This is a genomic window from Marinobacter sp. AC-23, assembly GCF_001858325.1.
In the GTDB taxonomy this organism is placed as follows: Bacteria; Pseudomonadota; Gammaproteobacteria; order Pseudomonadales; family Oleiphilaceae; genus Marinobacter.
Window position 1 is genome coordinate 1 of record NZ_MBPP01000089.1, and the last position, 14,632, is coordinate 14,632.

The 14,632-nt window shown below is 55.2% G+C and carries 10 protein-coding genes and 1 pseudogene; 4 read left to right on the top strand and 7 right to left on the bottom strand.

The features are described from left to right. Positions 1–68: 68 nt before the first annotated feature. Both BCA33_RS19065 and BCA33_RS19070 read left to right on the top strand, forming a co-directional pair. Positions 69–1,847, top strand: coding sequence for an ATP-binding protein (locus BCA33_RS19065; RefSeq protein ID WP_071268318.1), 1,779 nt, complete (start codon positions 69–71; stop codon positions 1,845–1,847). A gap of 5 nt (positions 1,848–1,852) precedes the next feature. Next, entirely contained in the window at positions 1,853–3,850 is a 1,998-nt protein-coding gene (locus BCA33_RS19070; protein ID WP_071268320.1) for an ATP-binding protein, read from the top strand. Between the two features lie 58 nt (positions 3,851–3,908). Here BCA33_RS19070 and acnA read toward each other — a convergent pair. Beyond that, positions 3,909–6,676, bottom strand: a pseudogene (gene acnA / locus BCA33_RS19075) (aconitate hydratase AcnA). 284 nt (positions 6,677–6,960) lie between these two features. Between acnA and BCA33_RS19080 the strand changes: the two are divergent. Further along, positions 6,961–8,415 carry a B-box zinc finger protein gene (locus tag BCA33_RS19080; protein WP_071268322.1) on the top strand — a complete coding sequence of 485 codons (1,455 nt, stop codon included), beginning with the start codon at positions 6,961–6,963 and terminating at the stop codon, positions 8,413–8,415. Between the two features lie 121 nt (positions 8,416–8,536). Here the strand turns inward: BCA33_RS19080 and BCA33_RS19085 are convergent, their stop codons facing one another. Then, on the bottom strand, positions 8,537–9,985 hold the full coding sequence (locus tag BCA33_RS19085; RefSeq protein WP_071268324.1) for a rhomboid family intramembrane serine protease: 1,449 nt from the start codon (positions 9,983–9,985) through the stop codon (positions 8,537–8,539). A 193-nt stretch (positions 9,986–10,178) separates the two neighbouring features. Between BCA33_RS19085 and BCA33_RS19090 the strand changes: the two genes are divergently transcribed. Continuing rightward, the gene (locus BCA33_RS19090; protein WP_071268326.1) at positions 10,179–10,619 is read left to right on the top strand and encodes an OmpA family protein; all 441 of its coding nucleotides are present in this window, start codon (positions 10,179–10,181) and stop codon (positions 10,617–10,619) included. Positions 10,620–10,675: 56 nt separating this feature from the next. Here BCA33_RS19090 and BCA33_RS19095 read toward each other — a convergent pair whose 3' ends face one another. From BCA33_RS19095 to BCA33_RS19115, 5 genes are read right to left on the bottom strand one after another with little or no spacing between them, the layout of a single operon-like run. Further along, positions 10,676–11,077 carry an MAPEG family protein gene (locus BCA33_RS19095; protein WP_071268328.1) on the bottom strand — a complete coding sequence of 134 codons (402 nt, stop codon included), beginning with the start codon at positions 11,075–11,077 and terminating at the stop codon, positions 10,676–10,678. Between the two features lie 2 nt (positions 11,078–11,079). Further along, on the bottom strand, positions 11,080–11,322 hold the full coding sequence (locus tag BCA33_RS19100) for a GlsB/YeaQ/YmgE family stress response membrane protein (protein ID WP_071268330.1): 243 nt from the start codon (positions 11,320–11,322) through the stop codon (positions 11,080–11,082). A 52-nt stretch (positions 11,323–11,374) separates the two neighbouring features. After that, positions 11,375–12,082 (bottom strand): 1-acyl-sn-glycerol-3-phosphate acyltransferase, encoded by a 708-nt coding sequence (locus BCA33_RS19105; RefSeq protein ID WP_071268332.1) that lies wholly within the window; start codon positions 12,080–12,082, stop codon positions 11,375–11,377. A gap of 47 nt (positions 12,083–12,129) precedes the next feature. Continuing rightward, positions 12,130–12,747, bottom strand: a complete 618-nt coding sequence (locus BCA33_RS19110) for a class GN sortase (RefSeq protein ID WP_071268334.1) — start codon at positions 12,745–12,747, stop codon at positions 12,130–12,132. Further along, on the bottom strand, positions 12,744–14,618 hold the full coding sequence (locus tag BCA33_RS19115) for a marine proteobacterial sortase target protein (protein WP_254774636.1): 1,875 nt from the start codon (positions 14,616–14,618) through the stop codon (positions 12,744–12,746). The genes BCA33_RS19110 and BCA33_RS19115 overlap by 4 nt, the downstream gene beginning before the upstream one ends. Between the last annotated feature and the right edge of the window lie 14 nt (positions 14,619–14,632).

Consider the following 14,632-nt stretch of genomic DNA (forward strand, 5'->3'; position numbering starts at 1 on the left):
TGAATTCAGACTCATTTACTGTTCAATCAAAGCAAGTTTTCCGGCAAATAGCCAGACAGGAGCACGTTTTGAACCATTTATCTCTAGGTACCCGGCTGGCGGTAATCATCCTACTTGGCAGTTTGGCAACCGTTGGCTCTGTTATTTATGCCGCTTATGACGCATTGCTGGAGGAGTTTCAAAATAATCTGTCAGAACAGCAAGCAAATGAAACAGCCAGCATTTCAAGCCTGGTAAGCCAGGACTTGGAGCTCCGTGTCAATGTAATGGATCAGCTTGCCACTCTGCTGACTAACGATGGCCAGTTATTACCCAAAGACCAACTTACAAAACTTCTAAAAAAACAGCAAAAGCTAACCGAGCTTTTCCCACACAGCCTGATGGTCTTGTCGCCTAACGCCACCGCTCTCGCAGAGAACGTTTTCGTACCAGGCAGGATAGGCACCTACTATGGTGACCGCCCGCACTGGAAAGAAGCCATTAAAACTCGCCGCCCGGTAATCAGTCGCCCCATTATTGGCCGAACAACGGGTATACCTTTGATCGTTTTTATTACGCCAATCGAGGGCGACCAGGGAGAAATCCTGGGGCTTCTCAGCGGCACCCTGGAAATGACTCATTCGCTTCTGATACCCCAAAGCGTGCGAAATGACGCAAGTGAAGACGCTATTTTTCTGGTGATAGATTCAAGTAATTTCCTGTTTGTTGAAGGTTCGGCCAGCGACAAAGCTATCGAGAGTCTTCCAGATCCTGGAGAAAACTTACTGATTGATGCCGCTCTGTCAGGTATTCGCTACGGCGAAGTTGAATCTGCATCCGGTGAGACGTTAATTTACGCAACCAACCACCTGCAACGCTTGGGCTGGCTTTTCATCCGCGCAGTTCCCAAGTCCCTTGCAACCGCGCCCGCGCAGCAGGCTTTCAGCCGGTTTTTCCTGATCAGCATAGGCGTAACGTTTGGCATATTACTGATGACATATGTGGCGCTCCGATCAACCACCGCATCTCTCACCCAGATGACCCGTCGTATACGCTCCATGATCCAGAAGCCTGAATCTTCCCGCCGCCTCACAGAAAAGGGCGCGCCAGAGGTGCGTGATCTGGCACAGGCGTTTAACCAGTTATTGGATGGGCGGGATGCCAACAACCGGCTCAAAGACAACTTTGTTTCCAATGTCAGCCATGAGCTGCGAACACCGCTGACTTCAATGAATGGCGCCCTGCGACTGCTTCAATCTGGCACCATGGGCGAACTTCCTGGGCGCGCCAAAGAGATGACTGCGCTGGCCCTGCGCAACGGCGAGCGGCTGCAACTGCTCATCAGCGACATGCTTGATTTCAACAAGCTATCCAGTGGCAAGATGCGCGTGAGCTTTCAGCCGGAGAATCTTCAGAAGTTACTCACCGAAACCATCACCAGCAACGAAACCATCGCAAGAGAATCCGGCATTCGGCTGGTCGCAAGCGATGCACCAGACGTATGGCTGAACACCGACGGCCATCGGTTGCGGCAAATACTGGATAACTTCGTCAGCAATGCCATTAAATTCTCACCAGAGAACGGCTTGGTCACCATTCATGCTGAAAAAACAGACCCTGGCCGGCTGCGCATCACCACCAGCGACCAAGGCGCAGGCGTACCAGAGGACTTCAAAAACCAGATTTTTAATCGCTTTTCGCAGGCTGAAGTGGGTACCACCCGGGCGGCCAAAGGCACCGGTCTTGGGTTAGCTATCAGTCGTCAGCTCGCAGGCCTGCTGAAAGGCGATGTTGGATTCTACAATAGCGACGGCGCACATTTCTGGGTCGAACTACCCCTTGGAGACACACAGATCTCAGAGGATTAGACATTATGATAACACCCGAATTACCAGCCAATGAAAGCGAAAGGCAGGCAGCACTGGACCAATTACGAATTCTCGACACGCCTCCGGAAAAGCGTTTTGACAGGCTCACGCGCATGGCTGCAAGGCTGTTGAACGCCCCCATCGCGCTGATTTCGCTGGTCGACCGCGACCGGCAGTGGTTCAAATCGTGTGTTGGGCTGGATGTCAGCGAGACCCCAAGAAGTATCTCGTTTTGCGGTCACGCCCTTTTCGACAGGCTGCCGTTGGTGGTCGAAGATGCACGCGAGGATGAGCGCTTTCGTGACAACCCGCTGGTAACCGGCGAACCAAACATTCGGTTTTATGCGGGCACACCTATTCACAGTGCCGACGGCCAAGCCCTAGGCACCTTGTGCGTTATCGATCGCGAACCACGTACCCTCAGTGAAGAAGATCGGCAATGTTTGCGCGACCTGGCTGACTGTGCGGAAGAGCAAATCAGTGCCCGCGAGCTGGCCATTCATTACCGGGAACAGGAGCTGAGGCAGAAGAATGAATCCTTGGTCATGCTCAAACAGCTGGCTGACCTGGTTCCTGGGGGGCTGTATCAGTTCCGCCGCTACCCGGATGGGCGCATCAGCTTTCCATTCAGCAGCAAAGGTATTGAGCGTACGTTTGGCGTCACCCAAACGCAGATCCGCACCGATGCGGCAGTGCTTTTCGCGATGATCGATCCCGAGGACTACACAACCGTGTTAGCCACTATCGAGGAGTCGGCCCAACAACTGAGTACATGGTCGATTGAGTTTCGGATACGTAGAGAGGATGGCAAATCGCGATGGATTGAAGGCCACTCCACGCCACAGAAACTCCCGGATGGCAGCATCATCTGGCATGGATACCTGGAAGATATTGACGACAAAAAACGGGCGTTGCTGGCGCTCCAGGAAAGCGAACAGCAGCTTCGACGACTGTTCGAACTCGCACCCACTGGCATTATTCTTGCTGATTATCGCACCGGCGCAATGATTGATGTAAACGCATCCATGCTTAAGTCGACCGGCTATCACAAAGACGAGTTCCTGAAACTTAGCTACCGCCAGCTGCTTTCCGCAAGCCATACATCGTTGCGAACTGAGGTTCTGGAACAGTTAAGGGAAAAGGGCTATTTCGGCCCCATTGAACAGGAAATAGTCGACTGCAAGGGCACCATTTACCCGGCGATTGTTCACAGCATGCTGATACGCGATGCCTCGGACCGAAAGCTCCTTTGGGTTTTACTGGAGGACATTTCGGAGCGTAAGAAAGTCGAACGCATGAAGAACCAGTTTGTCTCTACCGTCAGTCACGAGCTGCGCACACCGCTCACCTCCATTACCGGAGCTATCGGGCTGTTAGCCGCAGGAGCAGCAGGGACGCTTCCTCAAAAAGCGCAAGAGATGATGGCCATTGCAGAGCGCAACGCCCGGCAACTTGCAACGCTCATCAACGACCTGCTGGATATTGAGAAGCTGGTAGCTGGCAAGCTAAGCATCAGCATGCAACGTCTGCTGCTCCCGCTATTGCTTGAGAAAGCGGTCAATACAAATCAGGCGTATGGCGCGCATCGGGAAGTCACCATCCACCTGGCGCCAGACACCCCAAAAATCGATATATTTGTAGACGGCCAGCGCCTGCTGCAGGTGCTGAACAACCTGATATCCAATGCGATAAAATTCTCGCCCGACAATAGTCGCGTCGTTGTATCTGCACACCAACAAGTATCCGAAGGCAAGCCAACGGTCACCATTGTCGTGCAAGACAGCGGGCAGGGTATCCCTGAAGCCTTCCGGAACCAGATTTTTCAGCGTTTTGCGCAGGCAGACAGTTCCGATACCCGCAGCCAGGGCGGAACCGGCCTTGGGCTCGCCATAACGCGCGAACTGATTACCGTAATGGGGGGCGACGTTGGCTTTGAGTCTCTGCCGGGCCAGGGGGCGAGCTTCTGGGTGCGTTTACCGGTAGCAGGCAAAGACAACCCATAAAAAACCGGCAGCCTAAACGGGCTGCCGGTTTTCAGTGTGAACCAGAAAAACAGTTGGTTCAGGCAGACTTCAGCATCTCACGCACCACATAGTGCAGGATGCCACCGTGAACGAAATACACAGCCTCGTTTGCAGTATCGATCCGCGACTTCAGATCACAGGTTGCAGTGGAGCGGTCCTTGTAGGTTACCGTCATGGTCAATGTCTGACCCGCCGTTATCTCACCAGACAATCCGCTGATGCTAATGGTTTCCTCACCGGTCAGTTTAAGGCTCTTACGATCCGTGCCTTCCGGGAACTGCAGCGGCATCACGCCCATACCAATCAGGTTGGAGCGGTGAATCCTCTCGTAGGATTCAGCCACCACCGCACGAACACCCAGCAGGCGCGTACCCTTGGCAGCCAGTCGCGACTGGAGCCGGTGCCGTATTCCTTACCGGCAATCACAACCAGCGGTATACCTTGTTCCTGGTACTTCATGGCGGCATCGTAAACCGGCATTTGCTCCCCGTTGGGTACAAACTTCGTGAACCCACCTTCAACGCCATCCAGCATTTCATTACGGATGCGCACGTTGGCAAAGGTGCCGCGCATCATCACCTCATGGTTACCCCGGCGGGAGCCGTAAGAGTTGAAGTTTTTCGGCTCAACCCCGTGCTTCTGCAGGTACTTGCCAGCAGGGCTGTCAGCGCTGAACGAACCGGCGGGGGAAATGTGATCGGTGGTTACCGAATCTCCGAGCAGCGCAAGAATATTCGCGTCACGGATATCCTCTACCGGCTCAGGTTCCGGACCCATGCCCTCGAAGAACGGCGGATGCTGGATATAGGTGGAATCTTCTGACCACTTGTACACTTTGGTTTCTGGCACTTCTATGGCCTGCCAGGTGGCGTCGCCGTCAAACACAGCGGCGTATTCGGTGCGGAACATGTCGGTTTTGACTTTTTCCACTGCCTCAGCCACTTCCTGCTGACTCGGCCACAAGTCTTTCAAATACACCGGGTTGCCATCCTGGTCTTTTCCCAGCGGATCTTTCTGCAGATTCAACCGCACGTTTCCGGCCAATGCATAGGCTACAACCAGGGGCGGTGATGCCAGCCAGTTGGTTTTCACCAACGGGTGGATACGCCCCTCAAAGTTACGGTTGCCAGACAGCACTGAAGCCACCGTTATATCGCCATTAGCAATGGCTTTTTCAACCGCATCTGGCAGCGGGCCTGAGTTGCCGATACAGGTTGTGCAGCCGTAGCCTACCAGGTCGAAACCCAGCTTGTTCAGGTCGTCCTGGAAATCACCTGCGTTGAGATACTCCGTTACCACCTTTGAGCCAGGCGCCAGTGAGGTTTTTACCCAGGGCTTGGTTTGCAAACCTTTGGCCACCGCCTTCCGGGCCACCAGGCCGGCAGCCATCATCACGCTGGGGTTAGACGTGTTGGTGCACGACGTGATAGCGGCAATCACGACCGCGCCCGGGTCAAGGCGTGTCTGCTCCCCATTCATTTCCAGCGGTTGACTCGACGGGTGATGGTAGCTGTCATCCACACCCACCGCTGTCTGGCCACCTTCTGATTCCAGATTGCTTTCGCGGCTGTCAGCCGCCTCCGGCACGCCTTCGGCCGTCGACATCAACAGCTCAAACGTTGATTTCATGTTCTTCAGCGCCACCCGATCCTGCGGCCGTTTCGGCCCGGCCATGCTGGCTTCCACTTCGCCCATGTCGAGTTCGAGGGTGGCCGTGTATACCGGCTCATGACCGGGCTCCCGCCATAACCCCTGGGCTTTGGCATAGGCTTCAACAAGCTCAACCTGGTTGTCGTCGCGGCCTGTCAAACGCAGGTACTTAAGGGTTTGCTCGTCTACCGGGAAGAAGCCACACGTTGCGCCGTATTCCGGAGACATGTTGGCAATGGTGGCACGGTCTGCCACGGGCATGTCTTTAAGACCGTCGCCATAGAACTCAACAAACTTGCCAACCACGCCTTTGTTACGCAGCATTTCGGTAACGGTCAGCACCAGATCGGTGGCAGTGATGCCTTCACGCAATTTACCGCTAACCTTGAAGCCCACGACTTCCGGTATCAGCATGGATACTGGCTGCCCAAGCATGGCAGCTTCTGCTTCGATACCACCAACACCCCAGCCAAGAATGCCCAGGCCGTTAATCATGGTGGTGTGGGAATCTGTGCCTACCAGAGTATCCGGATAGGCGATGGTTTTATCGCCCTGCTCCTTTTGCCACACGGTTTTGCCAAGATACTCCAGGTTTACCTGGTGGCAGATGCCGGTTCCTGGCGGAACCACACGGAAGTTATCAAAGGCTTGCTGGCCCCAGCGCAGGAACTCGTAGCGCTCCTGGTTGCGCTCCATCTCAATGGTTACGTTTTTTCCAAAAGCAGAGGCAGTGCCGAACTCGTCGACCATTACCGAGTGATCGATTACCAAATCCACAGGAGACAGAGGATTGATCAGCGCAGGATCCCCACCCGCCTTTTTTACGGCCTCTCGCATAGCGGCCAAATCAACCACACCGGGCACGCCGGTAAAGTCTTGCATAAGCACCCGCGCCGGGCGGAATTGAATCTCGGTGTCCGAGCGCTGATCTTTCAGCCACTGCACCATGGCATCAATGTGGCTTTCATCCACCGTTACGCCATCTTCATTGCGCAACTGGTTTTCCAGTAGCACTTTCAGCGAAAAGGGTAGACGGTTGATATCACCGAGAGATTCTGCCGCTTTGGGCAAGCTGTAATAATGGAATGTTTTACCGCCCGCGTTCAGGCTGGTCAGTGTATTCAGGCTGTCTTTGCCTAAGCTATCATTCGACATGTTGTGCCTCCATTATTCGTCGTGATCCGAGCACTTTTACAAGTTGCGCTGCGACTGCAAACAATCAGGCTGGCGCAAAAGTCAGGGAATGTGAAGTCTTATATAACTATTGCACCGTTTGGCCAGAGTTCAACCACGATCCCGTGAATGTTCGGAATTCATGGCCGGAATGCCCGGCCGCAAGCACAAGTAAGGCAATCAGCGGCAAGGGTTTGCTGCGATCCATCCGGACATCTGGCATTATTATCACTCAGCTTTCTGATGGATCAGGACAAACACCTACCGTGAAACACGATTGCCACTATCACCCCGGCGACCCTGCCAAATGGCACTGCGGTGAATGCCAGGTTCATTACTGCACTCGCTGCATGCCCGATGCCGATGCGCGCCAGCGCCGTGCGCTTTGCCCCACGTGCAGTAAAGCCATGCGATATCTGGGCGCCGCCACCGAGGTCGTGCCCTTCTGGAACCGGATCGGAGCTTTTTTCCGTTACCCCTTCCACACAGATCCGCTAATCGTTATCGCAATCTGCACGTTGGTGCCTCTGGTAGCTCCCGCTAACCTGATCGGAATCCTGGTCTGGCTGTTGCTGGCACTGGCGCTGTTCAAGTACACCTATGCGGTGATCAATCACACAGCTGAAGGCCACTTGACGCCGCCCACTGTGTCAGTTGCCTTCACCGGCAGCGGGTTTAACATTGTTATTCTCCAACTGCTGGTGTTCATTGTGATGGGCGGCCTGGTTGGTACCGCCGCTATGCTGGGCGGGCCTTTGTTGATGCTGCTGGCACTGGCTTTTGTAGTGCTGGCGCTGCCCGCCAGTATTATGGTGCTGGCCATGGAGCGTTCCGTGGGTGCTGCGGTAAATCCGATGAATCTGGCGGTGCTCATTTCTCGTATTGGCACCCCCTACTTCCTGCTCTACGGCTATCTCATTTTACTTACCCTTGCCTCAGGTATAGCCCAGGACTTTGCTTACAATCACTTCCCGTTCTGGCTTTCACAACCTTTGTCCGGTTTTCTGAACAGTACCTTCACTCTGATTCTGTTCAACATGCTTGGCTACCTGTTATTTCAATATCAGGAAGAGCTGGGGTTCGCCTCTGATATTCAGGATGAGTTTGCAGGCGAGGATATGCATCAACGGGATCGCGGTGCGCGTTTTGATGCAGACGTTGATATGAACCTGAAGGACGGCAACTACGACCGGGTTCAAGGCATGCTGAAGGAAGCACTCAAGCGTAACCGGAATGACCCAGTACGCATCGGTCAGTTATACCAACTGCTGACGGCTCAGAATGATGCAACGGAGCTTTATCAGTACCATCCACGAATTCTGGCCTGGCTGGCGGATCGCAACGATGGTGAAGGCATAGTCTCTTTGCTCGGCACGCTTGAGTATGCGGAGCCAGGCTTCAAATTGGATGACCCGGAACTGGCCGTGCGCTGCGCCCGCTGCCTGTACCAACGTGAACAATACAAGCTGGCCATTCGGCTGTTACAGGATTTTCATAAGCGTTTTCCGGACAGCGATGAGCTGGCTCCGGCGTACTTGTTGTTGGCACAAAGTTTGGCCAACGGTTTGAACCAATGGGAAAAAGCGACGGCTTTTCTGACATTTATCCAGAAGCGCTGTGTAAATCACCCATTGCATGAACAGATTCCGGCGTTCCTGGCGCAGGCTGAGAAGCGGGAGCTGCTCAAAGGCCCGAGAGCCTCATTCGCAATGCCAGACTAGGGAAGCTGGGGGCGGGGCACTCCAAAACCGTGCGGAGCCATGGATGGCGGAGCCGAGCGTACAGGGAGGTATTCACAGCGTGTTTTGGAGTGCCCCGCCCCCAGCTTTCCGTACACCATTATCAGCTCGCCTGTAGCAGCTGACGGTAGTGCCGGGCCTTGGGCTCCATTTGTAATTTCTCAAACTCCTCTGCAAGCAACCGACAGGCCTCTGACGTCAGCAGCGGATCATCCGCACCACGCAGTCGCTCAAAGGCCTTCTCGGCCGCCTTCAGATCGTGCTGCTTAAGGCTGGCGAACAGCACGCGATTGTGATCCGCAGCCGCAAGCGGGTGGTGGCTCTCGCCCTTTCTCAGGTATTCCTGCCATACGGCAATCACCTGCTCCGGCAACCGGCGACTCAGAGCCTCATTCGTCAGCTCGCGGGTAAGGGCCAGATATTCGGGCAAGTCCGGGCGCAGTTTGGCGAGGTTGTACAGGTGCTCTAGCAGAATGGGCCTTTCCGGATACTGCTCGCGTAACGCTTCGAATTGACGCTTGGCCACGCCGAAATCCATGCGCCCCAAACTTGCCATGGCGTGGGCATAACCGGTGGTGAAAAGCTCGTCCTGCTCATCTTCTTCCGGCTCAAAAAACTCCTCCCGCACCTGCAGCCAGCTTTTACCCAGCAACCATACAAGCCCTGCACCCGCCAGCAAGCCGCCGGCATGGGCCATATAAGCGACGCCGGTTGCGCCGGCGAACCAGTAGTCGTAGATCTCTTTGCCCAGCCACACGGGCAATATGGCCAGCGCAGGGGCTCGGAAATAGTTGAAGTACACGCCTAAAAAATAGAAAAACCGGATTTTCTGTAAGCCATAAATAGCCACGTACATGCCCATCAGCCCGGAAATCGAGCCGGATGCTCCCACCAGAGGAATATAGCTGCCCTTGGAAAAGGCTGTGAAAACAACGCCCGATAGTGCGCCGCACACCAGGTAGGCCAATAAAAAACGGCCGGGGCCTAGAGCTTTTTCAACCGTAAAGCCAAGCAGGAACAGGAAGACCAGATTACCGATAATGTGTCCCCAGCCTCCGTGCAGGAACTGGTAGGTAATCAGCGTGTATAAAGACAGTTTTGCGGGGATCAAGCCCAACTGCTGGGCGCTCAGGCGCTGGATGTACGTCTCTTCAATGAGTGTACGCTGCTCCAGCCAGCGCACGCGCTCTGCCGGGGCCCAGAGCACATCCTGGTTCTGCAACAGGTACTGGTAGAACTCGCGGTCCATAAGCAAGCTGGCCGAGAGCCAGAAATCTTCGCCCTCCTCCCTCAGCTTCTGAAACTGCTGCAACTCAAGAGCGCGCTCATCCTCGCCTTCAAAGCGTATTTTTCGTTGCAGATACTCTTCATAAGCCGGCCCCTCCAACTGAGGCAGCCCAGAATCCACATAAACACCCACCGCCTGCTCAAGTTTGCGGTTGTCTGCCCCCTGGTAAAACAGGAAAACCAGCATGCAAGCCAGCATCAAACCGAGGGTGATCCAAGGCGGGCGCTTCCAGTTAACGGCGTTTTCGGCAGGAATAATCAGCATGGGTGGTCACAATTCATCATAATCTGTCCCTGAAAAACTGCTTTTTATCACAGTAGTGTCTTATTTTCGCGCTTAAATGGTTTCTAGCGTGAATGTCATGTCGACCATTCGCCAATTGCCGTTATTTCTGCTCCGGCTAATAGTGAGCGGGAATAACAAGAAAAACCAGAGACCTGGAACAAGGATACTGCAGATGACCATACTCGTATTGGACAACCCGGAGTTGATTGCAAAAGCTGCCGTGGCTTCCGGCTTTAATGCAGCTACCCTTCTGGCTGAAGGCAAGCGCCCACACCGCATAAGATTTCACTACGGCTTTAACAAGCACGCATTGGACAGCTCAGACCGAGCGATTATACGGCAACATGCTGTTTATCTGTGCCAGTGCCCGTCCGCCAGCGTGCGGATTCATGGCCACTCTGATAATTTTGGCGCCGAAGATTACAACCGCTTTCTGTCCCGGCAGCGGACCAGTGCTGTCGCTCGACTTTTGATTGAGGAAGGGGTTGCGGAATCGCGCGTTCTGGTAGCAAGCTGGGGGTCAGCTCGCCCTTTCACAACACCGGACGATCGGGCCGCCAACCGCCGGGTCGAGATAGAATATCTAACCCACGATATGGCGAAAGCTCTTTAGGAACAGTAACAGCCCGGGGCCAGCATGGGTGGCCCCAGACGTTATGGCTGGCGCAATCAGCCGTATACGCTCCAAACATTCCATAGCAGCATAATCGCGGCGGCCAGAATGGCCAGCCAAGTCAACACCACACCAAGCACACGCGCTTTATGAGTATTGCCTCTGCCGTTAATCATGCCCCAGGCATGCAGAAGACGACCAACCACCAAGGCCATGCCGGCCCAGTATACAAAGCCGCTAGCGACACCATTGAGCTCCGCAATACCCAGCATGATCAGCCCGATCGGTGCGTACTCCACAAGGTTTCCGTGGGCGCGAACGGCGGCTTCAAAGTCAGGGTTGTCGGTAACACCCATGCCTTTGTTGTACTTCAGGCGAAATTTCACCACATGGGCTGAAAGCACCAACAGCAAAATACCGAGTACGGCAGCAAACACTCCGGTAACAGGTACAATCATGCTCAGCTCTTCCTGATTTGGCTTACAATAGCCAGCAGTAATACGGCACCTACGGTTGCGGTTACCAACTCACCAATGGCGCCCTGAGCCGCTAGTCCCAGCAGGCGAAACACAAAACCGCCAAGAAACGAGCCAACGATACCAATACCAATGTTGGCCAGCACACCAAAGCCACGGCCTTTCATAATCAGGCCAGCCAACCAGCCGGCCACACCACCAATAATCAGAAACAAAATCAGGTTCATTGTTTGCGTCTCCTTGAGGGACTTCGTTTGTGGATTTCCTTAAACAGAGCGATCAGGCCCGGCCTATTTCAGAGATAGCCTCTGCCATCTCTTTATGACAGCGCGCGATCAAAGCAGGAACATCCTCAATGGTAAGGCCTGTGGTTTCCACCGGGGGCAGAATCCGGATAGTTACCGGCTCGCGTCTGCCCAACCAACCCAGCGTTTTATTCCGATACTCGGCCGTGCACACCATAACAATTGGCGCCCCGGCCGTCACCGCTGCGTAGAAAGCACCTTTTTTGAACTTCTGTAGGCCCCGCCCCTTGCTTCGCGTGCCCTCCACAAAAACCCACAGGCTTTTATCGTCACGGGTGATCGCGTCGCTGGTGGCCTGCATTGCTGCAATGGCCTTGCGGGAACGAGCCCGGTTCAGCATCACATTGCCGCCCAGCCAGAACACCTGACCAAAGAACGGAAGCCAGATTAGTGATGACTTGCCTACGGTTACGGTGCGAGGCGCCACCAGATCACCCACCACGAAAAGATCGTCGTTGTACTGGTGGTTGGCGATAGCAACCACAGGCCGATCCTGGGGCATGTGCTCTGGTCCTTCCAAAGGACGCTTCATACCGAGTATTGCGCGGCCGGTCCGCGCCATTGCTATGGCCAGCAGCCGGTTATTATCGGGGTTGAACGGCCTGAGAATATAAAGCGGCAAGGCGAGCATACAAAGCAGAGGAACACTCAGCCAAGCCAAAAAATTTCTGATAAAGCCCATACGGCAAACTCTGCAACAGGATTTTGGCGCACAAGTGTACGCCAAGTTTATAGGCCTGCAACAGTGTCAATTTCTCCTAAGGAACCCTGGCTGAGTTGCCCCTGGCTGCGATCGTCCTCAATGTGTGCCTCCACCACGTACCGCAGCGGGCCGCCGGCATCCATGCTATCGAACGGATAGCAGGTGATTAGCAGAAGGGTTCCCGCCGACAGCTTATGAGTATCGATGAATTCCGACCGGCTATCCACAATTCTTGTTTCACGCACCCGGTATCCTTGCCAGCGCCCATCCCGGTTTTGCAGCCGCAGTTCATTGCCAGGCTCCAGGTATTTAAGAGGCCGAAAATGAGTGTCCCGGTGGCCGGCAATAATCACCGCACCTTGCTGGCCGCTTGCACCCATCATTTGTCCCGGCCCAAAAGCCAGGCTCTCTCCATGGACACCCGCCAGCACAATCATCGAGTCACCAAGCTCAGGCATGGACAATTTCGCCACCGGCCAGGTATCGGCCCATGGCCAAGGCCGGGATTCGGTTTGCCGGGCCTGACTTTCGGACCAAGCCATTTCCAGCAGCTCTTGAGCCACAACCGCCTTTATGGGAACCCACAAACCGAACACCAGCAACATGGCAGAGCTTGTCATGAGTAACAACAGTGAGCGACTCATGGGTACACCCGCCTTTGAAGCAGTGCAACAGCGGCACAGAGCAATAAACCAAGCAGACCCAACGCAATCAGAAGCGGCGCAAACGTTGCCGTTTGTGGATAGCGAGCCATACCGGGCTGGCTACCCGCGGGCAGCAAGGTTGGCAGATCTTCTTTCACAAGAACGCTCTCGGAAGCTCGGGCGGGCGTTTTATCTACCGCCACAAAACTTGTGTATGGCGACATGAGGCTGTGTTCAACTGCCAGCTTGGTGATTTTTGCTTTATCTGGCTCCTGCCCCTCTACCCGCGCCTCATCCAGAAGGCTGTCTATCTTCTCCCGCGCCCAGTAGCGATTCAGCCCTGTGCCGGAAGCGGCTTGCTGCAAATCCAGACTTTGCTGCCACTTCCCGCCACCGGGCAATCGGCCTGACACACTCAGCTCGCCGGCAGGCGGCACACCGCGCACAATCTGCAACAAAGGCTCACCCTGAAACAAATCACCGGGCCGGCGCGGAAAGCTGTCCGCCATTGTGCGTGCTGCCTGGCCCGGCCAGCTCACGTTAATATCCGTTAGCACCGGTGCCTCCATAGCCGAAAACAACCGGGCCAAAGGGCCACTGATGTCTGCTGGATCCTGCACAGAAGTATAGCTACCACGCCCCCAACGCGCCGCCTCGCGCATAAAGTGCATGTTAGGTGCCGAACCGATAGCCACAGTGAAAAGCCTCTGATCGCCCAACTGGCGACGGATTTGGCTGAACAGCGCCGACTCATTGCCCACCGCACCGTCAGTCATGAACACCACTTGGCGAACGCTGGTTGATTCTTCCGGTGTTTCATCTCCCGGCAGCTCAGCCGTGCCCCTGCGCTGGCTCTGCAGAGCCAGGGTCAAAGCTGGCGCCATCTCCGTGCCGCCGTCGGCCTTCAGCCCACTCACATACTGGCGCGCCCGTGCAAGATTATTGGCGGTCGCCATTTCCGGTTGCATAAACAGGGCGTGAGGCTGGGAGTTAAACTGAATCACATTAAACCGATCACCAGGTACCAGTGTCTCCAACCCCTGCTGCAACGCCTCCCGCGCCTGTCGAATGGATTCCCCTGCCATGGAACCGGAGGTATCAATCACAAACGTCAGTTCCCTTGGCAAACGAATTTTACCGGCCCGCCCCGGTAGCACCATAGCCAGCAAAAAATCTTCCCCTTCCCATTGCTGATGAAAAACGGCGGCTCCCGGCTCTTGGCCTGCAAGAGGCTGCCAGCGCAATACAAAATCCCGGTTCATCACAACATCCCCCACCTGAGGTAGAACCGTCACCACCTGCCCATCTTGCTGAGTAGCCACCTCATGGCTGGGGCTGAACACCCGGGCCAGCGGAAGTCCGGCATCAATGGTGAACTGAACCGAAGCCCGGTGGCTGTCAGCCGCCACGTCGGCCACATCCACCGTAAACGGACTGATGGCGTCGGCATCCGGCACCTCTGCGGTGGGCACCGCCCAACCACCCTGCCACTGCTGCGGCGTGACAGCCAAAGGTGCACCCGGCATATACCTCGGCGTGAGAGTCGTTGGCACGCTCAGCTCAAAAAACCCATCCTGGTAACGCACCAGCTGCTGATATTTGAGCTCCACACTCACCGTTGCCCCGGGCGGAATATTCGCCACCCGAGTGGTAAACAGATTCGGCCGCTGCTGCTCAACAGTTGCCGCATGACGCCCCGAATCCCGCGCCTTCTCATAGGTTTTCCTGGCCTCCTCACGGGGCTGAACCTCACCTACAATCGTGCGCCCTCCCACCTTCATGGTCAGCCCGTATACACTGGCCTTCTCCGGCAGCGGAAACACAAACACCCCTTCACGCCACTGGTCACTTGTGTTCCGAAACGTTCGCACCAGCTTGCTGTCGG